27 protein-coding genes are annotated in these 23,977 nt (G+C 71.2%); 11 read left to right on the top strand and 16 right to left on the bottom strand.

From position 1 onward, the window contains the following. Window positions 1-91: 91 nt before the first annotated feature. The 3 genes from J2Z79_RS12880 to J2Z79_RS12870 are packed head-to-tail and all read right to left on the bottom strand — an operon-like array spanning window position 92 to window position 2,618. The gene (locus tag J2Z79_RS12880) at window positions 92-1,096 is read right to left on the bottom strand and encodes a TadE/TadG family type IV pilus assembly protein (protein WP_209467302.1); all 1,005 of its coding nucleotides are present in this window, start codon (window positions 1,094-1,096) and stop codon (window positions 92-94) included. Then, window positions 1,071-1,772 carry a TadE/TadG family type IV pilus assembly protein gene (locus tag J2Z79_RS12875; protein WP_209467301.1) on the bottom strand — a complete coding sequence of 234 codons (702 nt, stop codon included), beginning with the start codon at window positions 1,770-1,772 and terminating at the stop codon, window positions 1,071-1,073. Before J2Z79_RS12875 ends, J2Z79_RS12880 begins: the two co-directional genes overlap by 26 nt. 3 nt (window positions 1,773-1,775) lie before the next feature. Beyond that, the gene (locus J2Z79_RS12870; protein ID WP_209467300.1) at window positions 1,776-2,618 is read right to left on the bottom strand and encodes a TadE family protein; all 843 of its coding nucleotides are present in this window, start codon (window positions 2,616-2,618) and stop codon (window positions 1,776-1,778) included. A gap of 118 nt (window positions 2,619-2,736) precedes the next feature. Here J2Z79_RS12870 and J2Z79_RS12865 point away from each other — a divergent pair, with 118 nt between their 5' ends. From J2Z79_RS12865 to J2Z79_RS12845, 5 genes are read left to right on the top strand one after another with little or no spacing between them, the layout of a single operon-like run. Further along, window positions 2,737-3,348, top strand: a complete 612-nt coding sequence (locus tag J2Z79_RS12865; RefSeq protein ID WP_209467299.1) for a hypothetical protein — start codon at window positions 2,737-2,739, stop codon at window positions 3,346-3,348. Further along, complete coding sequence (locus J2Z79_RS12860; RefSeq protein ID WP_209467298.1) at window positions 3,345-4,469, top strand: CpaE/TadZ family protein; 1,125 nt, start codon at window positions 3,345-3,347, stop codon at window positions 4,467-4,469. Before J2Z79_RS12865 ends, J2Z79_RS12860 begins: the two co-directional genes overlap by 4 nt. Next, window positions 4,466-5,785 carry a TadA family conjugal transfer-associated ATPase gene (locus J2Z79_RS12855; RefSeq protein WP_342589484.1) on the top strand — a complete coding sequence of 440 codons (1,320 nt, stop codon included), beginning with the start codon at window positions 4,466-4,468 and terminating at the stop codon, window positions 5,783-5,785. Before J2Z79_RS12860 ends, J2Z79_RS12855 begins: the two co-directional genes overlap by 4 nt. Further along, window positions 5,785-6,621, top strand: coding sequence for a type II secretion system F family protein (locus tag J2Z79_RS12850; RefSeq protein WP_209467297.1), 837 nt, complete (start codon window positions 5,785-5,787; stop codon window positions 6,619-6,621). Before J2Z79_RS12855 ends, J2Z79_RS12850 begins: the two co-directional genes overlap by 1 nt. A 12-nt stretch (window positions 6,622-6,633) precedes the next feature. Beyond that, window positions 6,634-7,482: a type II secretion system F family protein gene (locus J2Z79_RS12845; protein WP_209467296.1), complete on the top strand. Its 849-nt coding sequence runs from the start codon at window positions 6,634-6,636 to the stop codon at window positions 7,480-7,482. A 37-nt stretch (window positions 7,483-7,519) separates the two neighbouring features. On the opposite strand, the gene J2Z79_RS12840 is transcribed toward J2Z79_RS12845, so the two are convergent. From J2Z79_RS12840 to J2Z79_RS12795, 10 genes are read right to left on the bottom strand one after another with little or no spacing between them, the layout of a single operon-like run. Continuing rightward, complete coding sequence (locus tag J2Z79_RS12840; RefSeq protein ID WP_209467295.1) at window positions 7,520-7,708, bottom strand: Flp family type IVb pilin; 189 nt, start codon at window positions 7,706-7,708, stop codon at window positions 7,520-7,522. 37 nt (window positions 7,709-7,745) lie between these two features. Then, on the bottom strand, window positions 7,746-8,489 hold the full coding sequence (locus J2Z79_RS12835) for a Tad domain-containing protein (RefSeq protein ID WP_209467294.1): 744 nt from the start codon (window positions 8,487-8,489) through the stop codon (window positions 7,746-7,748). Next, window positions 8,486-8,941 carry a TadE/TadG family type IV pilus assembly protein gene (locus J2Z79_RS12830; protein ID WP_209467293.1) on the bottom strand — a complete coding sequence of 152 codons (456 nt, stop codon included), beginning with the start codon at window positions 8,939-8,941 and terminating at the stop codon, window positions 8,486-8,488. Before J2Z79_RS12830 ends, J2Z79_RS12835 begins: the two co-directional genes overlap by 4 nt. Before the next feature lie 3 nt (window positions 8,942-8,944). Further along, window positions 8,945-9,808, bottom strand: coding sequence for a type II secretion system F family protein (locus J2Z79_RS19195; RefSeq protein ID WP_209467292.1), 864 nt, complete (start codon window positions 9,806-9,808; stop codon window positions 8,945-8,947). A gap of 12 nt (window positions 9,809-9,820) precedes the next feature. Then, window positions 9,821-10,720 carry a type II secretion system F family protein gene (locus J2Z79_RS19190; RefSeq protein WP_209467291.1) on the bottom strand — a complete coding sequence of 300 codons (900 nt, stop codon included), beginning with the start codon at window positions 10,718-10,720 and terminating at the stop codon, window positions 9,821-9,823. Between the two features lie 3 nt (window positions 10,721-10,723). Then, window positions 10,724-11,998, bottom strand: a complete 1,275-nt coding sequence (locus tag J2Z79_RS12815; RefSeq protein WP_209467290.1) for a TadA family conjugal transfer-associated ATPase — start codon at window positions 11,996-11,998, stop codon at window positions 10,724-10,726. Further along, entirely contained in the window at window positions 11,999-12,793 is a 795-nt protein-coding gene (locus tag J2Z79_RS12810; protein WP_209467289.1) for a CpaE/TadZ family protein, read from the bottom strand. Beyond that, window positions 12,775-13,602, bottom strand: a complete 828-nt coding sequence (gene cpaB, locus J2Z79_RS12805; RefSeq protein WP_209467288.1) for a Flp pilus assembly protein CpaB — start codon at window positions 13,600-13,602, stop codon at window positions 12,775-12,777. The genes J2Z79_RS12810 and cpaB overlap by 19 nt, the downstream gene beginning before the upstream one ends. 17 nt (window positions 13,603-13,619) lie before the next feature. Next, window positions 13,620-15,128, bottom strand: a complete 1,509-nt coding sequence (locus J2Z79_RS12800) for a CpaE/TadZ family protein (protein WP_209467287.1) — start codon at window positions 15,126-15,128, stop codon at window positions 13,620-13,622. Further along, entirely contained in the window at window positions 15,097-15,618 is a 522-nt protein-coding gene (locus J2Z79_RS12795) for a hypothetical protein (RefSeq protein ID WP_209467286.1), read from the bottom strand. Before J2Z79_RS12795 ends, J2Z79_RS12800 begins: the two co-directional genes overlap by 32 nt. A 158-nt stretch (window positions 15,619-15,776) precedes the next feature. Here J2Z79_RS12795 and J2Z79_RS12790 point away from each other — a divergent pair, with 158 nt between their 5' ends. The 6 genes from J2Z79_RS12790 (at window position 15,777) to pxpB (ending at window position 21,967) form a co-directional block, all read left to right on the top strand. Further along, window positions 15,777-16,838, top strand: a complete 1,062-nt coding sequence (locus tag J2Z79_RS12790) for a substrate-binding domain-containing protein (RefSeq protein ID WP_209467285.1) — start codon at window positions 15,777-15,779, stop codon at window positions 16,836-16,838. A 144-nt stretch (window positions 16,839-16,982) separates the two neighbouring features. Continuing rightward, complete coding sequence (locus J2Z79_RS12785) at window positions 16,983-17,951, top strand: ABC transporter substrate-binding protein (protein WP_209467284.1); 969 nt, start codon at window positions 16,983-16,985, stop codon at window positions 17,949-17,951. A 9-nt stretch (window positions 17,952-17,960) separates the two neighbouring features. Next, window positions 17,961-18,659, top strand: a complete 699-nt coding sequence (locus tag J2Z79_RS12780; protein WP_209467283.1) for an ABC transporter permease — start codon at window positions 17,961-17,963, stop codon at window positions 18,657-18,659. Then, window positions 18,656-19,426, top strand: a complete 771-nt coding sequence (locus J2Z79_RS12775; protein ID WP_209467282.1) for an ABC transporter ATP-binding protein — start codon at window positions 18,656-18,658, stop codon at window positions 19,424-19,426. The genes J2Z79_RS12780 and J2Z79_RS12775 overlap by 4 nt, the downstream gene beginning before the upstream one ends. A gap of 46 nt (window positions 19,427-19,472) precedes the next feature. Then, the gene (gene lepB, locus J2Z79_RS12770; RefSeq protein ID WP_209467281.1) at window positions 19,473-19,994 is read left to right on the top strand and encodes a signal peptidase I; all 522 of its coding nucleotides are present in this window, start codon (window positions 19,473-19,475) and stop codon (window positions 19,992-19,994) included. An 86-nt stretch (window positions 19,995-20,080) separates the two neighbouring features. Continuing rightward, a complete protein-coding gene (gene pxpB / locus J2Z79_RS12765) occupies window positions 20,081-21,967 on the top strand; it encodes a 5-oxoprolinase subunit PxpB (protein ID WP_245302712.1) in 1,887 nt (628 codons plus the stop codon). 92 nt (window positions 21,968-22,059) lie between these two features. Here the strand turns inward: pxpB and minE are convergent, their stop codons facing one another. From minE to minC, 3 genes are read right to left on the bottom strand one after another with little or no spacing between them, the layout of a single operon-like run. Further along, window positions 22,060-22,332, bottom strand: a complete 273-nt coding sequence (minE, locus tag J2Z79_RS12760) for a cell division topological specificity factor MinE (RefSeq protein ID WP_209467279.1) — start codon at window positions 22,330-22,332, stop codon at window positions 22,060-22,062. 15 nt (window positions 22,333-22,347) lie between these two features. After that, complete coding sequence (gene minD, locus J2Z79_RS12755) at window positions 22,348-23,154, bottom strand: septum site-determining protein MinD (protein WP_209467278.1); 807 nt, start codon at window positions 23,152-23,154, stop codon at window positions 22,348-22,350. After that, a complete protein-coding gene (minC, locus tag J2Z79_RS12750; protein ID WP_280953717.1) occupies window positions 23,154-23,834 on the bottom strand; it encodes a septum site-determining protein MinC in 681 nt (226 codons plus the stop codon). Before minC ends, minD begins: the two co-directional genes overlap by 1 nt. Between the last annotated feature and the right edge of the window lie 143 nt (window positions 23,835-23,977).

Genomic DNA, 23,977 nt, shown 5'->3' with positions numbered 1-23,977 from the left:
TCATACGGTCGATACGTCTTCTTGCTCATGCTGAAGACATTGGACACCCAACCCTTTTGCTCCTACAGAACTGGCTTACTCAGACAGGCTCCTAGGGTATGGTTTCCGTTTCCCTGTGCTTCTCATCCAACTCGGCCGCCCTCCGGGCGGCCTCTGCGCGCGCCCGCTCGGCCTCCTCCTCCGCCCTCCTGCGTTCGGTCGTGTCCCGGCCCCACCGCTCGATGGACTCGCGGTCCGGGTTCACGCACGGGTCGCCGGGACCGCAGCGCTCGGGCAGGTTCCGCATGCCCTCCCTGGCGCGCTTCACCTCCTTGCTCTGCCGCTTGCCGCCCACCCACTCGCTGAGGATCTCGCGCACCTCCGGGTTCAGCATCAGGTGCTCGGCGAGTACCACCTCGGCCAGGGAGAAGAGGTCGGAGCCCTCGTCCACGCAGTTGACCAGGCGGTAGTACTTCTGCGGCTCGTCGGTCACGTTCACCACGGCGTCGATGGTCTTCACCAGCGTGTCCAGGTCTGCGTCCCACCAGCGGTGGACCCAGGCGTCGGGGCGGTACCAGGCTGCGGCGCAGCTCTCGGCGCGCAGGGTCACGGACTGCGGCTTGTCGCTGCCGAGCAGCGGACCCAGCAGCGGGGTGAGAAGCGGCACCTCCGCCTCCACTGGAATCTGCACGTACATGAAGGGCGAGATGAAGTTGCCCAGCGGCAGCACCCGGGCCTCCCCCACCCGCACCTCCACCTGCGGGCCCACTCGGTCCCGATTCAGCCCCGCCAGGTGCTGCAGCTCGGGCCCGAGCCGGGTGCGGAAGCCTCCGGGATCCAGGTTGGTGAGGTGAATGGTGTTGAGCAGGTACCCGTTCACCGGAAAGTAACCCACGAACTCGGTGGGGATCGGGATGTGGAACTCCCGGGACTCGGCCACCGCGCCGATGGCCAGGGCGTCGGCGGTGCTGCGGAGCTTGGTGCGCCAGTAGGCCAGCAGCGTGAAGTCGATCAGCATCATGACAAGCGGCACCAGGACCAGGCTGGTCACCAGCGCGACGTAGACCGAGACGTACCCGCCCTGCCGCCGCCTAGCGCTGCCCGAATGCCCGCTCACCCTGGATCACCGCCTTTGCCGCGAGCACCGCATCGCCCGGACCATCGCCCCGGCAGGGGATGCGCATGGCCTCCTCCAGGGCACCGCCGGCGAGGTAGTCCACGGCCTGGCGCCGCTGGAAGGGCGTGCCGCGGAGCAGGTTGTCCGCCACCCGGCGGTACCAGACCAGCTGCTCGCCCAGCACCACCCCTTCGTCGGCGTACTCCTCCAACCGGTCGGCCACCCGTTCGGCCCGCTGGAGCCACCGGGTCAGCTGCCAGCGCAACTCCCACACGGGCTGCAGCCAGCCTCCCCCTGCGGGGCGGGGCGGGCCGCTTTCGCCCCCGTCAGCCCGGACGGGCAGGGAGGGCACGTAACCTGCAGGCGCGGCGCAAGCGCCCGCCATCACGAACGGCGGGTCGGTCGGCAGGTGGAAGCTCACCAGGCGGGCTTCGACCAGCACGAGCCCGGAGTCGGGCCCGCTCAGGGTGTCGCGGACGTCCTTGTAGTATCCGGTCCAGGTGGCATCCGCCGCCCGCTCCCGGGCGGTCTCCGCCACGAGCACCTGCAGCCACGTCTTGTGGTGGAGCCAGAGGAGCACGGAGGCGCCGCCCAGGGTCAGGAGCAGGATCAGCGGCAGCGTGAGCGCCGCCTCCACCGCAATGCCGCCCCGCTGCTCAGATTGGAGCCTCTTCATCGGCTACGGCCTCCCTTGGGGTTCAAATACCTTCTGGAGCAGGTAGGCGGATCGGCCCGTCACGATGATCGACCGGCCCCGCAGCGGCTCCGGGGCTTCGCACAGTGCGCGGACGGCCCGCTCCAGGTCGTCCGGCCCCTCCGCACCGGCGGTGTCGAAGGGGGTGAGGTCCGGCGGCGGCCCCTCGATCGCCTGCCGCAACAGGTCGCCCATCCACCCGGCCTCGCCGGCCAGCCTGCGCCCTCGTTCGTACAGCGCCCGGCCCTCGCTGAGCAGCCGCTCCCACTCGTCCCGCTCGGCCTCGACCTCGCGCCAGGCGTTCCGGTATTCACGCTCCACCCGCTCCAGGAGTTCCCGTAGGTCGCTGCCATCGGGCAGTCCCGCCGCCTCCGCCTCCCGTGGACCGTTCAGCAAGCCCCCGGGCAGGGTGAGGGGGAGGCGGTAGCAAGTCGCCACCACCACAGCCTGGTCGGACTCCCTTTTCCCCCCGCCCACGGCCGTCCGCATGATCAGGGCGTGCACCGCCCAGCGGGGCAGGCCGAAGCTCTCCGCGAAACCTCCGTCGTAGCGGTAAGCCCGGTCGGCGTCCTTCAGGCTGCCATGCAGCTCGGTGGCCGCGGCGAAGTCCCGGGCCGCCCGGTTGGCGGTCATGGTGAGCGCCACCTTGGCGAACGCCATGTACGCCAACACCCAACCGCCGATCACCAGCGCGCAGAGCACGGGCAGGACCAGTGCGACCTCCAGGGCCACGCCCCCGTACGCTCCCTTCAGTCCCGACCGCCTGCGGCAGCGCCCCGACGGCGGAGTCAGCCCCGGCGGTCCCTCGCTGTTCGGCTGTGGTTGCACTGCGCATGCCCTCCCTCACACGGTTTGCGCACAAACCCTTTATCACGCGACCAAATCACCCTAATCCGTTGAACCATTCAGCCTCCTGCTCCGTGATTAGGGGCAGGAGGTGGATGGAATGAATCCCCGCCTGCGGTATCTTCTGGCAACCGTCTGCGCCGTGGCGGCAGCAGTGCTCACGGTGACCTACCTCGCCGGGGTCGGCTCGGCCGGTGAGTCCGAGACCGAGGTCATCTGGGTCGCCCGCCAGGAGATCATTCCGGGCGTGCAGCTCTCAGCAGGGCTGCTCCAGCTGGTCGAGGTGGACGGCCCCACCCGGCGCCTGCTGGCCCGGGAGGCGCTGCCGCACACCCCGGCCGACGCCCCCGAAGCGTGGTACGCCACGCGCACCATCCTCCCGGGCGAGGCGCTGGTCCCCGGAGAAAACGTCAGCCTGGACCCTGCGCCGGCGGGCCGTGAGAGCGCTTGGCCAGGGGAGATGCGGGTGGTCAGCCTCCCCGCGGAGGGGGTGGGCGCACCCGAGTTGCGGGCCGGCGAGGAGGTCGATCTCTATGTCATCCCGGGAGAGGGACGCGAGGCGGTCCGGATCCTGACGGCGACGCGCGTCGTTCACGCGGAGGCGGACCGGGTCACGGTGCTGGTGCCGGATGAGCAGGTGCCCGCGGTACTCGCCGCCACGGACGGGCTGGCGGTGAAGGTTGTGCGCCGCCTGGAGGGCCTCCTGCCATGACGCCGCTCCGTGTGGCGCTATGCGGCCTGGCGCCCGCGGCCGCCGCGCGCTTCCGGGACTGGCTGGAGGCGCACCCCGCCATGGGGCTCCAGGTGACGGTCGCCGTCTCTGACATTGACGCCTTGCTCGAGCAGCTCGCCGCCTCGCCCAGCCATGCCGTCGTGCTCGACGCGGGGCTCGGCCTGGAGGGGATCTCCCTCGCACAGGACCTGACCGCCGCGCACTACGCGGTGCTGTGCGCCGCCAGCGGAGCGGTCCCGCCCCTGGTCCGGCGCAGGGCCGCCGAGCTGGGCATCGCCCACTGCCCGGACGCCGACCCCGCCCGGCTGGCCGCCATGCTCCGGCACCTGCTGGGGCTGGCCCCCGGAGCGCCCGCGACCGGGAAGATCATCGCCTTCCACTCCCCCCGGGGAGGCGCCGGCACCAGCTCGCTGCTGCTCCACCTCGCCCGGGAACTGCGGGATCGCGGCAGCCGGGTGGCGGTGGTGGAACTGGGCAGCGGAGGCGGTGCCGTACCTTTGCTGGGCGTGCGCCAGGCGGGGGGCTGGGCAGAGCTCTGCGGGCTGTCACCTGAGGCGCTCGCCGGGGATCCGGAAGGCCCCGGCCGGATCGCAGGCGCCCTGGTGGAGGCCGAGCCCGGCATTCACCTGATGCCCAGCGCCGGCCCGGCCGCGATGGACGACCTCAGCCCGGAGCTCGTGGAGGCGGTGCTGCGCCTGTTGGGGCCGTGTGGCTGCGCCTACGCGCTGGTCGACACACCGGCTGAGATGACCGTCCGGACGGCCGCAGCGATGGCGGCCGCCGATGCCGTCTGCCTCGTCGGCCTGCCCGACGCGGTCTCGGCCTACCGCCTGGTTCAGGTGGAGGCGCTGCTGGGGGAGCTGCAGGTCCCTCCCGGCCGGGTGAGGCTCGTGCTGAACCGGGTGCGTGAACAGCTGCCGCTGCCGGTCGAGGAGGCGCTCGGGTTCCTCCCGTACCGCCCGGCGCTGCGGATCCCCGAGGAGCCGCGGTCCTCCGGCGACGGTACGGGGCGGTTTGCCGGCTTCAAGCCCGGGGGACCGGCCGCGCGCGCCCTCGACCGCCTGCTGGAGGCGCTCGTCGAGGAGGTGAAAGGCCCGTGAACGGCGGGCTGCGTCAGCTGATCGAACGCCGCCAGGGCAGGAGCGGAGCCGCCGGTCCGCCCCGGACACACGAGCGGCTGCGGCCGGTGCTGGAGGCGGTGCGGGAGCGCCTGCGCAGCACCGACGCGCCGCTGGCTGCCCTGAGCGACCGCGAGATGCGGGATCGCCTCTGGGCTCTGCTGGAGGAGGTGCTTGCGGACCGCTTCGGCTACCTCCACCTCACGCACCACGAGAAAGCGGCACTGGTCGACAGGCTGCAGTACCAGATCTTCGGCTTCGGGCTGCTGGACCCGCTGCTCCAGGACGACACCGTCAAGGAGATCATGGTGAACGGCCCGGGGCGCATCTTCGTGGAGCGTTCGGGCCATCCGGAGCCGGCCCTGACGGAGGACGGGCAGCCCCTGGCCTTCGGCAGCGAGGCCGAGCTCCTCCACCTGATCGAGCGCATCGTCGCCCGCGTCAACCGCAAGGTGGACGAGGCCACGCCCATCGTCGACGCCCGCCTGCCCGGCGGCGCCCGGGTACACGTGGTGCTGCCTCCTGTGTCGCTCGTCGGGCCGGTGCTCACGATCCGCAAGTTCCCCCAGCACCCCCTGAGCCTGGAGCAGATGGTCGAGGCCGGCACCCTGACGCCGCTTGCGGCGGAGTTCCTGGAGCGGCTGGTGCAGGCCCGGTGCAACCTGGTGATCTCGGGGGGGACGTCCACGGGCAAGACGACCTTCCTCAACGCCCTGGCGATGAAGATCCCGGCGCATGAGCGGGTGATCACCATCGAGGACTCGGCCGAGCTGCAGCTGACCGGCATCCCGAACCTCGTGAGCCTCGAGGCCCGGCCCCCCAACGTGGAGGGCAAGGGGGCGCTGACCATCCGCGACCTGGTGCGGGCCTCCCTGCGCATGCGGCCCGACCGCATCGTGGTGGGTGAGTGCCGCGGCGGCGAGGCGCTGGACATGCTGCAGGCGATGAACACCGGCCACGACGGATCGCTGACGACCGTCCACGCCAACTCCGCCCGGGACGCCCTGGCCCGCATCGAGACCATGGTGCTCATGTCGGGCGTGGACCTGCCCGCGGCCGCGGTCCGGCAGCAGGTCGCCTCGGCCGTCGACTTCATCCTCCACCTGGAGCGGCTGACGGACGGCTCCCGCAGGCTCTGGCAGATCCTCGAGGTCACGGGTGCCGCCGGGGGCGAGGTGGCGACGGAGCCGGTCTTCCAGTACGACCTCGAGTGCGGCGCGCTGCTTCCCGCGGGCCGCCCGGTGGGCCGCCGGGAGAAGTTCCGGATGGCCGGCGTAACGCTTCCGGAGGGATTGTGATGGTCTACCTTATCGCTGCTCTCGCCGCAGCGGCGCTCTTCCTTGCCCTTGCCCCGGGCGGCACGTCCGCCGGTGCGCTCCCGGTGTGGCGTGAGGGGATTCCCCCGGCGTGGCGGCCCGCGGAAGCCGGGGACGACCGGCGTCTGTTCCTGCTGGTGCCGCCGGCCCTGTTCCTGCTGGTCGGCATCATCACCGGCGCCTGGATGACGGCGCTCATCAGCCTGCCGGCGGGAATCCTGCTGGCCAGCACGCTGCGCGATGCCCTCGCGCACCTCCGGGCCCAGGTCCTGCGGGACCACCTCCAGGAAGCGCTGCTCTCCCTGGCGACCTCCCTGAAGGCCGGCCAGTCCCTGCCCAATGCCCTTCAGCGGTGCGCCGCGGACCTGCGGAGGCTCCATCCGGGCGGCGGGCAACTGATCCACGAGCTGGAGGTGGCCGCCCGGGAAGTGGAGTTGGGCATGCCGGTGGACGAGGCCCTGCTCGGCCTCCGCGACCGGGTGCCGCTGGAGGAGGTGTCGGCGCTCGTCGAAGCCCTGGTGACGACCCGCAGGCGGGGCGGGAACATCGTGGATGTCATGGGCAACGTGGCCCACATGGTCGCGGACCGCCTGGCAGTGGAACGCGAGATTCAGGTGATGACGGCTCAGAAGCGCACCGAAGCGGCCATCCTGGCCCTGATCCCCCTGGGGATCTACCTGGTGGTCCGGCTGACCAACCCGACCTACCTGGGTGTCTTCCACGCCACCCGGTGGGGTCAGGTGGCCCTTGGGCTCATCTTCCTCACCGTGGCCGGCGGCTACTGGATGGCTCAGCGGATTGCGCGCATCGACATGTGAGGAGGGGGTGCCATGGCACTGCTGATCGCGGGACTCGCTGCCGCAGCCTGCTTCCTGCTCCTGATGCCCCCTGCCGCGTCATCCCATGGCGCCCCGGCCGCCCCGCCCCGAAGGTTCCCGGCGGCGCAGGCCCAAAGGCGGGGGGACGCCCCCGGGTGGCTCGCCCGGCGGCTCGCCGGCCTCATGGCCAGCGGCAGGGTGGCGCGGGATCTGGCGGTCTCGGGATGGGATGAGACGCTGGAGGAGCTGGCCAGCCGCAAGCTCCGCCTGGCCGGGCTTGCCCTGTCGGCCGCGCTGCTGCTCGCCTTGCTGGGGCAGGGCGTCGGCGGGGCGGTGGCCCTGGCCGCGGCGGTCTGGGCGTTTCAGGCGCCCGACCTGGAGGTCCGCCGCGCCGCCGCAGCGCGCCGGGCGGCCATCCAGAGGGACCTGCCCTACTTCCTCTTCACGCTGGCCGTCCTCGCCGAGTCGGGCCTCCAACTGCTGCCCGCGCTGGACCACTACGCCCGCAACAGCCGGACGGCGCTGGGCCGGGCGGTCGAGGCGGCGCTGGCCGAGATCCGGCTCGGGCAGCCCCCGGCACTCGCCTTCCTCGACATGGCACAGCGGCTGGACGTGCGCGACCTCACCCGCTTCGTGGGCGCCCTTGTCCAGACGATGGAGAAGGGCACGGACGGGCTCGCCGCCACGCTGCGCCAGCAGGCCGAGACCGCCTGGGACAAGCGGAGGCGCCTGGCCCAGGAGCTGGGCGCACGGGCCAGCGTCAAGCTCCTGCTGCCGCTGGTGCTCTTCGTCCTCCCCGCCGTCCTGGCCATGGCCGCCGGACCCGCCATCTACGCCTTCCTGACGCAGCTCGGCCCGTGAACCAAGCCCCCTGGAAGCGCAGGGGGCTTGGGGACGCTCACTTCTTCACGGCCGACTCCAACTGCTTCGTGACCTTGTCAAACGTCTTGTCCAGCGCCTTGTTGAGGCCCGTCAGGGTGGTGATCAGCACGACGGCGATCAGGGCGATGATCAGCCCATACTCGGTCATGCCCTGCCCCTCCTGGCGGGAAAGCAGTCGACGGAAGCCCTTGGCGAACCGATTCATGCGAACCATCCTTTCGTTATGTATTAATCGGATCCATCTATGGCGACAGGCACGGGGACGGCACCTGGACCCCGCCGATCCAGACCTTCTGTCCCGTCCACTCCCGGCGAACCAGCTCCGCCGCGGTCGGCTCGCCCGGGGTGGTCACCATCAGCGAGTCGACGCCGAGGATCGGGAGCAGCAGGGTCTCCATCTCGAGGACCGCGGTGACGCTGACCCTCAGTTGCCTGGGTTTGCTGCCGCCGCCGGTCTCCACCTCCACGGCCACCGGACCGGCCGTGCGCGCCTGTCCGCCCCAGCGCGCGTTCGCCTGGAACGCGCTGAGCGCCGCTGACCGGACCGCAGCCCAGTCGGACCTGGGCTCGATCCAGCACTCCGCCGCAAAGTACTGCCGGCTGCAGCGCACGTTGTAGCGGTTGCACTGGGCAGCCCAGAGGCGGTGCGCTTCCGGCCAGACCTCAGCCTCGGGGCCGCGGATGATGACCGGTTCGATCGCCACCCAGTGGTCCACGAGGTGGCACTCGGGCGGCTCGGTCGGTTCCAGCTCGGCGCAGACCGGGATCGGACGGTTCTCCTCCCTGCGGAACCGGGCCTCGACCACGTAGCGGGCCTGGAGCACGCCGGCCAGCGCAGCTGCCTCCTCGGCGGTGCGCAGCTGCTCCCGGAGGACGAACACTCGCCCCACGTCCAGTGCGATCCCCACCGCGATCAGGGCCACGGACCAGATGAAGATGAAGAGCGCCGAGGTCGACCCCCGCTCCGCGGTGCGGCCGGGCCTCACTTCAGGGTCCCTCCCTGCTCGATCTGGAAGGTGGCAGCGGCGGTCAGCGGGACGGTGTCGCCCCCGGCAGCCCCGGAACCGCCCAGCAGGCCGCTGAGGAGCGGAAGGAACGAGGGCTGATGGTAGGTGACCCGGACGGTGACGTATCCACCGCTGGTCTGCACCGCGACATCCCGCAGCGGATCAAAGTAGACGACCCCGTCCTCACCCTGCCGGGCCAAGTAGACGTTCCGGTCGGCGGCCTTCCGGGCCACCGCCTCCCGGCTTCCCTGCACCGTGAGCAGGCTGGCGGCCCGGGCGCCGGCGCGGGCCGCGCCCGAGACGACCATCCAGCTGTGGACGAACATCCCGAACACCGGGATGCAGAGCACCAGGTAAAGCAGGATCGGAGCGAGCAGCGCGAACTCCACCATCTGGCTGCCGCGCTGGCCGCGCAGAAGGCGACGCACCACAACTCATCCCTCCGCGAACTGGCTGAGCAGCCGGAGCACGGCTGGGCCGAGGATGATGGCGATGGTCGGCATCAGGATGAACAGGACCATGGGCAGGCGCATGCGGACCGAAGCCTCCTGGGCCTTCTGCTGCGCCTGCTGCTGCTTGCGCTGGCGGATGGCCCGCATGGTGAAGCGCAGCTGCGCTGCGATGGAGACGCCCCACTGGTGGCTCTGGAGCAGCGCGGAGACGACCTCCTTCAGTTCGGGGGACTCGTGCCTGTCCATCAGGTCGCGCCACGCCCTCTGCGCCGGCTTCCCGGCCGCCATCTCGTGCACGGTGTGCAGCATCTCGGCGGCCAGGAGCCCCGGGCTCTCCGCGGCCACCCGCCGGATGGCCTCCGTCAGGCCGAGGCCGGACTCGAGGCAGGTGGCCAGCAGGTGGACGAACTGCGGCAGCTCCCGCCGGAGGCGCAGCGTGATCTCGCTCACCCGCCGCCGGAGCCACGCCCGCGGCAGCCAGAGCCCCAGGAGGAATCCCCCCGCGGCGCCGGCCCAGCCGTAGGCGCCCATCAGGAGCAGGGCGAGTGCAAGGGCCAGCACCAGCTGGAGGAAGTAGAACTCCTCGGCCCCGAGCCCTCCCGGCCGACCGGCCCAGATGAGGAGCTGCCGCAGCTCTTCGAGCGAGCCCATGCCGGGGATCAGCGGCACCCGCGGCGCCGCGTGCCGCTTGAGCCAGCCGAGCAGCTGGCCGGCGCCGGGGGGATCGGGGAAGACGGTCCCCGCCCGCTCGACCATCGCGCGCAGTCGGCGTCGCCGGGCCGTCGCGAGGTCGCAGACGCCCAGGCCGAACAGGAGCACCGCAAGGAAGGTCCAGGTGGCGGCCACAGGTCCTCCCTCCTACCAGTTGCGAACGTCCGTGATCCGCCGGATGAGCAGCCAGCCCAGGGCGATGGCGCCCAGGCTGCCCAGGATCACCATGCGGCCCGTGGGGTCCCGCAGGGCGTCGCCGAAGTAATCCGGGTTCCGGTAGTTGACGAAGGCCATCACCGCCAGCGGGACCGCCGTGACCATCCGGGCGCTGGCCTTTCCCTCCGCACTGGCCGTCTCCATCGCCCGCAGAAACTGGCGCTCCTCCACCAACTCCCGGGCGATGGACTCCAGCACCACGTCCAGGTCGGCGCCGGCCTCACCGGCCACCTTGCAGGCGATCACCACGCTGGTGAACTCGTGCAGCCCCAGGCGGTCCTGAATCAGCGCCAGGGCGTCTCCCGGCGGCATCTGCAGCTGCATGGCCCGCTCCACCCGCACAAACTCGGCGCGCATCGGCTCCGGCGCCTGCTGCACGACGGTCTGCACGGCCTGATACAGCGTGCCGCCGGCGCGGATGACGTTGGCCATCAGCAGCAGCGTCTCCGGGAGCTGCTGTGCGAACCGGGCAGCGCGCGTGCGCGCCCGGTGCCGGATCAGCAGCAGCGGCCCGACCAGACCCAGCAGCAGGCAGGCCGCCGCGCCGGTCACCTCGCCGGCCCATCCCATCAGGAGGGCGAGGCCTGCGCTGGACGAGATCGCCAGCAGGAGGTGGCGGCGCGTCAAGGTCAAACCCGCCTGCCTGGCCTCTTTCTCCAGCCGGTCCAAGAAGCCGGGCGAGTCGGCCAGGGCCGCGGCCTCCGGGCCATGCGGCTCCCGCTCGGCGAGCAGCCGCTCGGCCAGGCGGGACCGCCGCCGGAGCATCCCCACCAACCCGCCCAGCGACAGCGCTACGGAGAGGAAGGTGAAGAGTGCGGCGAGGTAGTGCACGGTCTACGCCTCCTCCCACAGGTAGCGACGGACAACCCGCTCCGGGCGGAGCCCGGTCGGTTCGAGGCGATCCCGGGCGGCGTTCCAGACGAAGAGCGGCCGGAGCCGGTACGTCTCCTCGCCCTCGAGGCCGACCTCCGCGATCTCCACCAGACGGCGCTGGCCCGAGCGCAGGCGGGCGCAGTGGATGACCAGTTCGAAGGCCGAGGCGACCTGCTGGCGGATGGCCCGGATGGGCAGCCCACTGTCGGCCATGAGCACCATGGTCTCGAGCCGTGCGAGGCCGTCCAGCGCGCTGTTGGCGTGCAGGGTGGAGCAGCTGCCGTCGTGGCCCGTGTTGCACGCCTGGACCATGTCCAGCGCCTCCGGCCCCCGCACCTCGCCCACGATGATCCGGTCGGGCCGGAGCCGGAGCGCGGTGCGCACCAGGTCACGGATCGTGATGGCTCCCTGGCCCTCGGCGTTGCCGGTCCGCGTCTCGTAGCGCAGCACGTGGGGCTGCTGCAGCTGGAGCTCCGCCGCGTCCTCGATGGTGATCACACGCTCCTCAGGCGGGATGTACCCCGAGAGGGCGTTCAGCACCGTCGTCTTCCCGCTGGAGGTGCTGCCCGTCACCAGCAGGTTGCACCGGGCCCGCACCGCACGCCGGAGGAAGTCGGCCGCCTCGGGCGTGAGGGCGCCGGTCTCGACCAGGGTCCGGCAGTCGAGCATCCGCGGGTTGAACTTCCGGATGGCCATGGCGCAGCCGTCCAGCGCCGGCGGCGACAGGGTGGCGCAGACCCGGCTGCCATCGGCTAGGCGGGCGTCGAGAATCGGGTGCCGCTCATCGATGCGCCGCCGGATGGGCTGGGCGATGCGCTCGGCCAGATGGCGCACGGCCTGGTCACTTTCGAAGGTCAGGCCCGCCACACGCTCCAGCCGTCCGTGCCGCTCGACCCAGATGTCGTCGTAGCGGTTGACGAGGATCTCGGTGACCTCCGGGTCGTCCATCAGGGGCTGAAGGATGCCGAACCCCACCAGGTCCTGGACCAGCCGGGTGACCATCGCCTCCCGCACCGCGGCGGGAACGGAGCCCTCGCGCTCCAGCAGGGCGGTGATGCGCTCCCGGGCCAGCAGCCGGAGGGAACTGTCCGTCGGCCGGAGCAGCAGGTCGCCGCTGATCTCAGTCAGCAGCTGGTCCCGGACGAAGTCCCGCAGGCGTTCGTACTGAACCTGCGCGGCGGGGTCGCGCACCAGCGCAGCGCCAACGCGCCGCTGAAGCAGCGTGCGGCTGGCCATTTAGACCCCCTCCCTGCCGGCGATGGGCCAGAGCCTGGCCAGCAGCCCGGGCACGGCCGGCGCCGGCTTCGGCTCCTCCGCCACCTCCAGGATCCCCCGGAGCAGGCCCGCCACCGCCCCGCCGATCGGGGAGGAGGCGGCCAGGGCGGCCTGCAGGTCGCCGCGGTTGACCGCCTGCGCGGCCTGCCGGCACGAGGGGACCGACCCGAGTACGGGGAACGGGCTCAGCTCCCGGATGTCGGCCACGGTGATCTCCCGGCTCTCCACGTCGCGGTTGACGATCACCCGGAACTTCCCGGCGGGCAGCTTCAGAAGCTCCAGCTCCCGGGCCACCCGCTTCAGGGGGGTCAGGGCCAGCAGGTCGGGCGTGACGGGGAACAGGATCCAGTCGGCCAGATCCAGCGCCACCAGGGTGGAGTCCCTGAGGCCCGCTGGCAGGTCGACGACCACGTGCATGCCCGCGCCGGCCAGGGAACGGATGGCGGCCTCCATCGCGTCGCCCGAGAGCACCGCCTCGTCGACGAAGCGGGTGGGACCCGGCAGGATGAAGAGGCGGCTGGTCCAGCGGACCAGGTGGTTCTCCACCTCCTCCGGGGGCACGCGGCCGGGCCAGGTGCTGATGTTGGGCGTGCCGGCGGACTGAAAGAGCGTGACCAGATCGGGGTTGTCCGCGTTGCCGTCGATGATGACCGTCCGCTGCCGCTCGCTGAGCCGCAGCGCGACGGCCACGGAGAGCAGCGTCTTGCCGACGCCGCCCTTTGGGCTCCAGAGGGCGATCACCAGCCCTTCCGCCACGCTGAGTCACCCCCCACAACTCCTGCCACGGGCGCCCCGGCCACCGATTGGGCCTCAGCCCCAGCCTGGCGATTCTCCAACTCTTCACCGATGCCGTAGCGCTCGAAGAAGACCGCGCGGTCGACGCCGGTCGTCGCCACCGGCTCGCCCTCGTCGCCGTAAGGGCTGGTCAGGAGCCAGACCATCCCGTTGGCCTGGGCAAACGCGATCTCCTCAGCGGTGCGCGGGGTGACCTGCAGGACGACGGCCGCGGGGCCGCCCAGGTCGTCCCGCTGTACGAAGAGGACCGGCACGCGCTGGGCGATCACCCGCGCCAGCGTCCCCCGGACCGCCCTGCCGGCCCCGGACTCTCCGGCCTCGGCCGCGTCGGCGTGGATGGCCACGAGCACATCCACCGGATCCCCCTCCCGCAGGGTGCCCGCCACGCCGGTGGCCTCATCTACCCGAAGGGCCATTGCCCGTACGTCAGGCGAGGGCGCTGCCGCGAGCCTGGCGGCTAGGCTGGACCCGCCCGCCGGCACCAGGTGCGCCTCTCGCAGCACGGTGCCGGGGATCAGGAGTGCACGGGTGTAGCGACCCGAGAGGGCACCGGGGTCGGTGACGGCATCGGCCGGGACGGCATCGCGGGGCAGGGCGGTCACCCGCACCACCTCCGGGCCGACGGCCGTGTAGGGCTCCACCTCCTGCGTAACGGTGAGCACCTCGATGCGCTCCTGCTGCATCTCCAGGAACCGGATGTTGAACCAGGCTGCCAGCAGGGCGCAGATGAAGGCGCCTGCGAGTGCGAGGCGCCCGGCGTTGCCACGCATCTCTCACCCTCCCACGACTATCGGCTGAGCCAGCCCAGCCACGGGCTGCCGGCTCCGGCGCGCCCGTCCGCCGACCCGGCAGCTGCCACTGCGGGAGCCACGACCCCCAGCAGCTGCGCAACGGCCTGCCGCACGGGCTCCGCATCCTTCGCCTGCGACCGGGTGACCGGATGCCCCTGCCCGACGGCGTGGAGCACCGCCTCCGGGCTGTGGGGCAGGATGGCGCTGACGGGCAGCCCGAAGCAGTCGGCCACCTCCCCGGGCGTCAGATAGGGGTTGTCCAGCCACCGGCTCAGCACCAGTCGGCACCGGCTGCGGTCCAGCCACCCCTGCTCCACCGCGGCCTCGAATCCGCGGGCCGTGTCCAGCACGTCGGGGTAGTCGCAGGCGACGGTGACCAGGACCAGGTGCGCCAGGCGGGCCGCGGCCTCCCGGATCGGACCGGGCCGCGCCTCCGCGTCGAGAATGATATAATCGAACTGACTGCGGAGCCCGTCCACCAGCCATGCGACGGACTCCGGACTCAGCCGGGAGACCAGGTCCGGCCGGCCGTCGGGCCCGCTGACGAGGGCCCAGTTGGAGGTCACCCACCGGAGCCCGTCGGCGGGCAGAGGCTGCCCCCGGTCGAAGGCCTCGCCGAGCTGCACCCAGCTCGACACCTCCTGCTCCCGGCCCATCAGGGCGGCCAGCGAGGAGTTGTACGGGTTGAGGTCGACGGTACAGACCCGCAGTTCGCCCGAGCGGGCCAGGAGGTCGGCCAGCGCCACGGCGAGGGTCGACCGGCCCCCGCCGGGCTTGCCGCCCCAGAGCGCCACCACCTGCTGCCGCACAACGCGGATGACCGGTCGGGGCGCAGGAGTCTGCACACCGCCCGGAGCGGAGGGCTGCGGCAGCCTGCGCACGGGCTGTGCGGGTGCGGCCCCGCCCGCGGTCGGTGCCTGCGGTGTGGTCGGCCCCTGCCGGGGTACCGGCGGCTCCCGCCGCGCCGGAGGGGGCACGGCCGCGCCGGGCGCCCGCTTCCAGGCTGGCTGCAGCACTGCCGGTGGCGCTGGCCCGCCGGCGTCGGGCGGCGTCTGCCCTGCGGGCAGCGGTGCTGACTGAACAAGCTTCTGAGGCTTGTCCCTGGCGGGCGCCGGAGGCGGTGCGCCAGGGCCGTCCTGCGCCCGGGGGAGCGGCGGCGGCGAGGGGAGCCCGCTGGCCGGCGCCGCGTCCCGGGGGCGGCGAACCCAGGCGTCGATCAGCTGCGGGGAGAGGCGCTCTGCCCGAAGCGCCTCCACCCCCTCGGGTGGATCGGGACCGGGGCCCTCGGCGAGCCAGCAGATTCGGACGCCTTCAACCCGAAGCAGCGGCCTGACGTCGCCCAGCGCGGGGCTGACGAAGACCAGCGCCGGCCGCCTCGCCTCCAGCTCGGGCAGCGCGTCCGCGGCGCGCTCGCAGTGGAGCGGCACGAGGGTGAAGCTGCTGCACTCGGCCAGCAGCTGGTCGAGGAGGGGATCACCCGTGCATGCCAGCGCTGCGGGGCTCATGCGGCGTCCTCCCCTCTCCCAGCAGCCGGGCCAGCCAGCCCCGGGCCCCGCTTCCCTGCTCGCCGCGGGGCTCCTGGCGCCGCAGGAAGACGAGGCCGGTGCGCCCGCCCAGCGGCTGGGCCCCGGCGATCAGCGTGGGACCGGTGAGGCCGCGCCCGGAGAGCCGCTCGTCCAGCTCCCAGGCCAGCGCCTCGCCGTCCACCGACTCCGGCGGGTCGAGCACCACCGACTTGCCGGCCCAGGCGGCGAGGCCCTCCATCGCCCGGAGCAGCTCGGGCGAGCGGACGTGCCGGTGGCAGATCTGCCGCTCCTCCAGGAGCGGGAACAGGAGCTCGTATCCTTCCGCCAGCGACTCCGGGCCGAGGGCCACGTAGAGCCGGGCAGCCTGGGGGATGGTGTCGCCGTAGGTGACGATGCGCCAGGCGCGGGTCCAGATGACCGCGCCGCACCGCGAGCCTGGCGGCTCCCAGGTTGTGGACAGCACTGCCATTCCGGTTCCTCCCAGTCGAACCAGTTATTTCCTGCCCGTATTTTACCAGTTGACCACCCGCGCGTGCAAGGGGGTTATGGCAGTTTGACCGTTGCGAAATTCGCAACAGGAGCCTGGCCGGCCTGGTACGAATCTCGATATGGAAGAGAGGTGAGACGATGACCACGGACTACCGCCGCCTCCTGGATGGCGACGATCAGTTCGAGCGCCTCTGCGCCATCCTCGCCGCCGTGTCGGAGTCGGGGTCGCTGCGGAAGGCCACGGAGGCACTGGGATACTCCTATCGCTACGCCTGGGGCCTGATCCGCCGGGCCGAGGAGGAGATCGGCACCCCGCTGCTGATCCGGAAGGTCGGAGGCGCATCCGGCGGGGGCGCGGAGCTCACCTCCGCCGCCCGGGACCTGCTGCGCCGCTACCGCCTGCTGACGCGGGAGACGCAGTCCATCATGGGCCCCAGCCCCATCCTGGCGCCGGAGAGCCGGCCGCTGCTCATGTCGTCCACCATCGGTCCCGTGGAGGTCGGGCTGGTGGACGCCCTGGTGGCCGCGTACCGGCGGGAGACCGGCAACTGGGTGCGCTACATCGCCGCCGGGAGCGGACAGGCCCTGGAGCTTGCCCGGGCCGGGCGGGTGGACCTGGTCCTCGTCCACGCCCCGGACCTGGAGGAGCAGTTCCTGGCGGAGGGCTTCGGCACCGGGCGCTACCCGCTGGCCTGGGACACGTTCGTGATCTGCGGCCCGGTCGCCGACCCGGCGGGGGTCCGGACGGCGCCCTCGGCCGCCGACGCGATGCGCCGGATCGCCGAGGGGGGCTTCCCCTTCGTCAGCCGCAACGACCGCTCGGGGACGAACATGCGGGAGCTCGCGCTCTGGGAGGCCGCGGGCATCGCGCCAAGCGGTCCCTGGTACCAGCCCTGGCCGCTGGGCGGCCAGGGGAACATCGCGACGATCCGCCACGCCGCGGCGACCGGCGCCTACACGCTGACCGACTCCGCCACGCTGGCCAGGGCCTGCCCCGAGGGCTTCACCGGCCTCTTCAGCGACGACCCCATCCTGGTCAACCGCTTCAACCTGATCCCCGTCAACCCGGACCTCTTCCCGGCCGTCAACCACCAGGGTGCTAAGCACTTCTGCGAATGGGCCACGGGCCCCGGCGGGCGGAGGGTCGTGGAATCATTTGGGACGGAAGCGTTTGGCACGCCATTATTCCACGTACCCTAGAGTTAAGGCTTGAACTGGGTTGCCAACCACCCGGCCATGCGCTATGCTCAAAGCAGACATAACGGCGGCCTCCGGGCCGCCGCCCCTTCGGTCGCCGTTGTGTAGCGCCGAACACAGCGCATCAGGACAAGGGGGACTCACGCCATGAAACGGTTCCATCGGATTGTGGTCCTGGCAGCCATTATGGCCCTCGTGGCCGGGTGCGGCGGGGCCGGGCAGCAGCGGACCGGCGGACAGGAGCAGAACGCGCAGCCGCCCGCGCAGCAACAGCAGCAGACCGAGCAGACCCAGCAGACGCCGGAGCCCGCGGCCCCCGAGCAGCCGGCCGCCCCGGAGAACCCGGAGATCATCCTCGCCACCACGACCTCGACGCAGGACACCGGCCTGCTGGACGTGCTGATCCCCATCTTTGAGGAGCAGACAGGCTACATCGTGAAGACCATCGCCGTCGGCACCGGCCAGGCCCTGAAGATGGGCGAGAACGGCGAGGCCGACGTGCTCCTGGTCCACGCTCCGGACTCGGAGAAGCCGCTGGTGGAGAGCGGCGTGGCGATCAACCGCCGGCTCGTGATGCACAACGACTTCATCATCATCGGCCCCGCCGATGACCCGGCCGGCGTGAAGGAGACCACCACCGCCGCCGAGGCCCTCAAGAACATCGCCGACGCCGGTGCGATCTTCGTCTCCCGCGGCGACGACTCCGGCACCCACAAGAAGGAGCTCTCCCTGTGGAAGGAAGCCGGCATCGACCCGAAGGGGAGCGACTGGTACCAGGAGACCGGGCAGGGCATGGGCGCCACGATCAACGTGGCCAACGAGAAGCTGGGCTACACCCTGACCGACCGCGGCACCTACCTGGCGCAGAAGAAGAACATCGACCTCGTCATCGTTTCGGAGGGCGACGCCCCGCTCCTGAACATCTACCACGTGATGCAGGTCAACCCCGACAAGTTCCCGATGGTCAACGGCGAGGGCGCCCGGGCGTTCGCCGACTTCCTCCTGACAGAGGAAACGCAGGAGATCATCAAGAACTTCGGTGTGGACAAGTACGGCGAGCCGCTCTTCTTCCCGGATGGCGGGAAGGTCGAGGAAGACCTGACTGGCGGAAAGTAGGTATGCAGCTTGGAGATGATCGGACAAGGCATCGTAGAGGCCCTTCGGATGCTTTCGTCCGGTGATGCGGAACTGGTGCGGGTTACGCTGCTGACGCTCAGGGTCGCCGGTACGGCGACCCTGCTCAGCGTCATCGTGGGCGTTCCCCTGGGCGTACTGCTGGCACTGGCCCGCTTCCCCGGGCGCAACTTCATGATCAGCCTGGTCAACGCCGGCATGGGCACACCCCCCGTGGTTGCGGGGCTTGTGGTGTCGCTCCTGCTCTGGCGCTCCGGCCCGCTCGGCAAGCTGAGGCTCATCTACACGCCTACCGCGATGATCATCGCCCAGTTCATCATCGCCCTGCCCCTGGTGACCGGCTTCACCCTGGCCGGCATCGGCCAGCTCAACCCGAAGCTGCAGGACCAGATCACCGCACTCGGCGCCTCCCGCTCGCAGCTCTTCTGGCTGCTGATCCGCGAGGCCCGCCTTTCGCTGCTGGCGGCGGTCATCGCCGGGTTCGGCGGCGTCATCTCCGAGGTGGGCGCCTCCACGATGGTGGGCGGCAACATCCTGGGGCGGACCCGGGTCCTGACCACCGCCACGGTGATGGAGGTCAGCAAGGGCAACTTCGAGATCGCGATCGCGCTCTCCATCATCCTCATGCTGCTGATCTGGTTCGTCACCTACGCCCTCACCCGGCTCCAGCAAGGGGGTCGACCGCGATGACGGCGCTGCTCGAGGTGACCGACGTGCGGGTGGTCCGGGGCGGCCGCACCGTCGTCGACATCCCCCACCTGGCCATCCAGCCCGGCGAGGTGCTGGCGGTCATCGGCCCCAACGGCTCCGGCAAGTCGAGCCTGCTGCACGCCCTGGCGCTGCTGCACCCGGCCTCCTTCGGCTCCTACCGCTGGGAGGGCCGCCAGGTGGCGCTGCCGCAGGAGGCGCTGGCGCTGCGGCGGCAGATGGCTGTGGTATTCCAGGAGTCCCTGCTCCTGACGGGCACGGTGCTGCAGAACGTCGCACTGGGGCTGCGTCTCCGCGGCGTGCCGGCCGCCCGGCGGCGGCAGGTCGCGCTGGAGATCCTGGACCAGCTGCGCATCGGCCACCTGGCCGGCCGCTCCTCCCGCCAGCTCTCGGGCGGCGAGGCACAGCGGGTCTCCATCGCCAGGGCCCTGGCCACCTCGCCCCGCCTGGTCTACCTGGACGAGCCGATGGCCTCGCTGGACGTGCTGGCGCGCTCGCACCTGCTGAAGGACCTGAGGCGGATCCTGACGGCATCGGGCACCGCGGCGCTCTTCGTCACCCACGACTTCACCGAGATCCCGCCGCTGGCCGACCGGGTCGCCGTGCTCGCGGAGGGCAAGCTGCTCCAGATCGGCACGCCGGCGGAGGTCTTCAACGAGCCCGCCACCCCCCTGGTGCGCGACCTGGTGCAGGTGGCGCACGACCTGGTGCGCACGCTGGATTCCCGTCCGAAGCAGGAAGCCCCTTGATCGGAGTGGAACCTTAGGGGGACGCGATCGATCGGGAGGCAACCGGATGGCAGAGAAATGGCGTCCCTGGATCACCCTGCTCAAGGACATCGCCTATGGCGTGCTGCTCTGGCTCGTGATCATCACCTTCGTCGGGCAGGTGCGCGAGGTTCCGTCGGGCTCCATGGAGCCCACGATCCTGGTCGGCGACCGCTTCTGGACCGACAAGCTCTTCCTGCGCTTCGGCACGATCAGGCGCGGCGACATCGTCGTCTTCGACCCGCCGCCGCCCATCCAGTCGCCCTACCCCTACATCAAGCGGGTGATCGGCCTGCCGGGAGAGACGGTGGAGGTGCGGGACGGGCAGGTCTTCATCGACGGTGAGCCGCTTGTCGAGCCGTACATCGCGGAGGCGCCGCGCTACCGCTTCGGCCCGGTCACGCTGGCCGAGGACGAGTACGTGGTGCTGGGGGACAACCGGAACCTCTCCAACGACAGCCACGAATGGGGGCTCCTGAACCGGGACCGCATCTTCGCACGGGCCGTCTACCGCATCTGGCCTTTCGACCGCATCGGACCCATCAGGTGATTTCCTTGCAGATACGGCAGGGTGTTTCCCACCCTGCCGTGAATTATATTAGAACCTGCTACTAAGACTAGGTGAAGGTGATGGCGTTGGAAGGCCTGCGACTGGTCCCCTGCGGCGACCGCGCCCTGCTCTGCTACCTGGGCGACCACCTGGACGACGCCACGAACCGGCGCGTGCACGGGCTGGCCCGCGCCCTGCGGGGCGTCCACCCGGCCGTCGTCGAGGTGACGCCCGGGTTCCACGCCGTGATGCTCGAGTACGACCCCGTCCGGATCCGGCTGGAGCACCTGACCGCCCTGGTGGAGGAGGCCGCCGCCGGCGCCGCGGCCGCCGGCGAGGACGGACGGGAGGTGGAGATCCCAGTCGTCTACGGCGGCGAGTACGGGCCCGACCTGGAGGCGGTGGCAGCCCACACCGGGCTCGCCGCCCACGAGGTCGTCGCCCGGCACTCGGGGCGGCTGTACCGCGTCTACTGCCTGGGCTTCAGCCCGGGGTTCCCCTACCTGGGCGAGCTGGATCCGGCCCTTTCGGTGCCGCGGCTCAGCGACCCCCGGGTGCGCGTGCCCGGCGGTTCCGTGGGCATCGGCGGGGCGCAGACGGGCATCTACCCCGCTGCCTCGCCCGGCGGCTGGCGCCTGATCGGCCGCACGCCGGTCCGGCTGTTCGACCCCGACCGCACGCCGCCCGCCCTGCTCCAGCCGGGCGACCGGGTGCGCTTCGTGCCCGCCGGCCCGGAAGCGTTCGAAGCGGCGGCGCAGGAGCCCGGTCCGGTGCGCGCCGGGGCCGTGCCTTTCGAGCCGGGGCGCACCGGGCTGCGCGTGATCCAGCCGGGGCTGCAGACCACCATTCAGGACCTGGGCCGGCGGGGCTACACGGCCTACGGCGTGCCGGTGGCCGGGGCCGTCGACCAGCAGTCGCTGATGATCGGCAACTGGCTGCTGGGCAACCGCGCCCGCACCGCGGCGCTGGAGATCGCGATCTCCGGCCCGGAGGTGGAGTTCACCGGCCCCGCGGCCTTCGCCATCACGGGGGCGTCGATCCCGGCCGAGCTGATCCCCGCCGACGGCGGATCGCCCAGGCCTGTCCCGGGCTGGACCTCCGTTTTGGCGTCCCCCGGCGACCGGCTGCGCATGGGCACGGTGACCGCCGGCTGCCGGGCCTACCTCTGCGTCGCAGGCGGCTTCGACCTCCCGCCCGTGCTGGGCAGCCTCTCCGAGGATCTCTTCGGCCACATCGGCCCGCTGGGCCGTCCGCTCGCCGCGGGCGACTGGCTGCCGCTGGGACTGCCGCTCCATCCCCCGGCGGACCTGGCGGGGCGCAGCCTGCCCCCCGACGCCCTCCCGGCGTTCGAGGGCAGCGCCGTGATCCGGGCCACGCTGGGGCCGCAGGCCGACCACCTGTCCGAGGCGGACCGCGCCGCGCTCTTCGGCGCCACCTTCCTGGTCGGGCCGCAGGCCAACCGGCAGGGGCTGCGGCTGATCGGGCCGGCGGTGCTGCCGGAGGGGCCGGCGGAGATGCTCTCGGAGCCCATCCCGCCCGGGGCGGTGCAGGTGGTGCCCAGCGGCCAGCCGATCCTCCTGCTCGGCAACCGGCAGACGCTGGGCGGCTACCCCAAAGTCGCCGTCGCGGTCTTCACGGACCTGTGGGCGGCGGCTCAGCTGAAGGAGGGCGACCGGATCCGCTTCCAGCGGGTCGAGACCGCCGAGGGCCACGCCATCGCCTGGCAGGAGCGCCGCCGCCTGGGCCAGATCCGGCGCTACCTGGAGAAGGGGATGGGAACCGCCCTCCGGCCGTCGCCGCCGGAGGTGCTGACGATCGACCCGCAGCCGGACACCAAACCGCCGACCCCAGCCTCCGCTCATCCGGCGGCGCAGCCCGCCGCCCGTCACGGAACCGCGACGCCGGTGCGGCGCTACCGCATCACCATCGACGGGATCGAGTTCCTCTGTGAGGTCGAAGAGGTGGGCGGCTGACGAGCAGCCCCCACAGCGCCCGGATACGGATACCGGATACGCAAGATGAAAAAACCACCGGAGCGATCCGGTGGTTATCCTCTGCATATGGGCTACCGGTTCACGGCGGCTCGTTTCATGCGGCGAACGGGGATGTTCGCGACCAGGGCTACCTGGTTCTCGGCCGTCTGAAGGGTGACGTCCATACCCTCTTCGTCGATCTCCATGTAGCGGGAGATGACCGCGATCAGCTCCTCCTTGAGCGACTCCAGGAACTGCGGCGAAACGTTCGTCCGGTCGTGGACGAGCACAAGACGCAGCCGCTCCCTGGCGACGTCCGCGCTCGAATGATCGCGTCCGAAGACCCGGGAAATGAGATCCAGCATGCCACGCCCCCCCTTCTAGCTCCGGCCGAGCCCCACGATACGCTTGAACCTGGCCCAGAGGGATTCGTCCGCCTCCAGGTCCATGATGGGCACCGACTCGCCCATCAGCCGCCGGGCGATGTTCTGGAACGCCTTGCCCGCCTTGCTGTCCCTGGAGTAGACCGCAGGCTCGCCCCGGTTGGTGGAGACGATGATGTGGTCGTCTTCCGGCACGACGCCCAGCAGGTCGACAGCCAGCATCTCCAGCATGTCGTCGATCTCGAGCATGTCGCCGCGGGCGACCATCCGCGGCCGCACGCGGTTGACGATGAGCATCGCAGGGCTCTTGTCGCCATCCTGGGCATCCCACAGGCCAATGACGCGGTCGGCGTCACGGACCGAGGAGACCTCGGGGTTGGCCACGATGATGGCCTTCTGCGCGCCGGCGATGGCGTTCTTGAAGCCGTCTTCGATGCCCGCGGGGCAGTCGATCAGCACGAAGTCGAACTCCCGGGCCAGCTGCTCCGAGAGGTCGCGCATCTGCTCTGCCGTCACGTCCTTCTTCTCGCGGGTCTGGGCAGCCGCCAGCAGGTAGAGGTTCTCGATGCGCTTGTCCTTGATGAGCGCCTGCTTCAGCCGTGCGTTGCCCTCCACAACGTCCACGAGGTCGTAGACGATGCGGTTCTCCAGCCCCATCACCACGTCGAGGTTGCGCAGGCCGATATCGGCATCCACCAGCACGACCTTGTTGCCCTGCTGAGCCAGGGCCGTGCCAAGATTGGCCGTGGTCGTCGTCTTACCCACGCCGCCTTTGCCCGAAGTCACCACGATGACCTGTCCCATCAACGATCCTCCTTCGCGCCGACCGCATCCAGCGCACTCGCCTGGCGCCTATCCGCGGATGCCTCCACCACGATGTACTCGCCCCGGATTCGCGCCACCTCAGGGTAGGATTGCGGCGCATCGCCGTCGGGCGCTCGCCCGATCACCTCTGCGATGCGCAGCTGTGTGGGACGGAGCTTGGTCGCCGCGACAATGGCGTCCCGGTTGCCCGTGCATCCGGCATGTGCCACGCCGCGCAGGGCACCCATCACCACGATGTGACCGCTGGCCACCACCACAGCGCCCGGGTTGACGTCGCCGAGGATGATCACGTCGCCCTCGTGGCGAACCTCCTGCCCGGAGCGCAGGGTGCGGGTGATCACCAGCGCGGTTTCCGGGGATGACTGCGCCGGAGCGGGCCCGGCTTCCCGGCGAGCCTCAGCCACCGGATCTCCCCCCTCCTTGACGGTGAGGAGCACCATCCCTGCCCGCTGCAGGGTCTCGGTGAGCTTTTCCCGGTCTTCTTGCGATAGCTGGCGGTTACCCACGTGGGCCGTCACCCTGCCGCCGGCGAAGAAGCGACCGCTGTTGGCCAACCGCTCTGCGAGGCGGGTCAGCACCGTGTCGAAATCCCCTTCGTCCGGCAGCAGCAGCACGAGCCCACTCCTGGTCGTACCGCGAATGGCGATGTCCTGTCGCATCCTCTCTTCACGACCCTGGCGGTAGATTTATCCTCTTTCTCTAGTTCTGCCCCGCTGCCAAATCTCCTCCTTGGACTTACAAATAATGTCGGAGGCGGCTGCATCCGACATTGCGGGGACCAGTATAATGGCACTTTCCGCGC

This window comes from Symbiobacterium terraclitae (assembly GCF_017874315.1).
In the GTDB taxonomy this organism is placed as follows: Bacteria; Bacillota; Sulfobacillia; order Symbiobacteriales; family Symbiobacteriaceae; genus Symbiobacterium; species Symbiobacterium terraclitae.
Note: the sequence above shows the minus strand (reverse complement) of the source record. Positions and strands in the feature narration are given on the sequence as shown.

Excerpts from the sequence above, each read along its gene's own strand:
- J2Z79_RS12865 (WP_209467299.1), top strand. The coding sequence starts at position 2,737 with ATGAATCCCCGCCTGCGGTATCTTCTGGCAACCGTCTGCGCCGTGGCG.
- lepB (WP_209467281.1), top strand. The coding sequence starts at position 19,473 with ATGGCAGAGAAATGGCGTCCCTGGATCACCCTGCTCAAGGACATCGCC.
- J2Z79_RS12800 (WP_209467287.1), bottom strand. The coding sequence starts at position 15,128 with ATGAGCCCCGCAGCGCTGGCATGCACGGGTGATCCCCTCCTCGACCAG.
- J2Z79_RS12775 (WP_209467282.1), top strand. The coding sequence starts at position 18,656 with ATGACGGCGCTGCTCGAGGTGACCGACGTGCGGGTGGTCCGGGGCGGC.
- J2Z79_RS12850 (WP_209467297.1), top strand. The coding sequence starts at position 5,785 with ATGGTCTACCTTATCGCTGCTCTCGCCGCAGCGGCGCTCTTCCTTGCC.
- minD (WP_209467278.1), bottom strand. The coding sequence starts at position 23,154 with ATGGGACAGGTCATCGTGGTGACTTCGGGCAAAGGCGGCGTGGGTAAG.
- J2Z79_RS12790 (WP_209467285.1), top strand. The coding sequence starts at position 15,777 with ATGACCACGGACTACCGCCGCCTCCTGGATGGCGACGATCAGTTCGAG.
- J2Z79_RS12785 (WP_209467284.1), top strand. The coding sequence starts at position 16,983 with ATGAAACGGTTCCATCGGATTGTGGTCCTGGCAGCCATTATGGCCCTC.
- J2Z79_RS12860 (WP_209467298.1), top strand. The coding sequence starts at position 3,345 with ATGACGCCGCTCCGTGTGGCGCTATGCGGCCTGGCGCCCGCGGCCGCC.
- J2Z79_RS12795 (WP_209467286.1), bottom strand. The coding sequence starts at position 15,618 with ATGGCAGTGCTGTCCACAACCTGGGAGCCGCCAGGCTCGCGGTGCGGC.
- J2Z79_RS12840 (WP_209467295.1), bottom strand. The coding sequence starts at position 7,708 with ATGAATCGGTTCGCCAAGGGCTTCCGTCGACTGCTTTCCCGCCAGGAG.
- cpaB (WP_209467288.1), bottom strand. The coding sequence starts at position 13,602 with ATGCGTGGCAACGCCGGGCGCCTCGCACTCGCAGGCGCCTTCATCTGC.
- minC (WP_280953717.1), bottom strand. The coding sequence starts at position 23,834 with ATGCGACAGGACATCGCCATTCGCGGTACGACCAGGAGTGGGCTCGTG.
- J2Z79_RS12845 (WP_209467296.1), top strand. The coding sequence starts at position 6,634 with ATGGCACTGCTGATCGCGGGACTCGCTGCCGCAGCCTGCTTCCTGCTC.
- minE (WP_209467279.1), bottom strand. The coding sequence starts at position 22,332 with ATGCTGGATCTCATTTCCCGGGTCTTCGGACGCGATCATTCGAGCGCG.
- J2Z79_RS12815 (WP_209467290.1), bottom strand. The coding sequence starts at position 11,998 with ATGGCCAGCCGCACGCTGCTTCAGCGGCGCGTTGGCGCTGCGCTGGTG.
- J2Z79_RS12875 (WP_209467301.1), bottom strand. The coding sequence starts at position 1,772 with ATGAAGAGGCTCCAATCTGAGCAGCGGGGCGGCATTGCGGTGGAGGCG.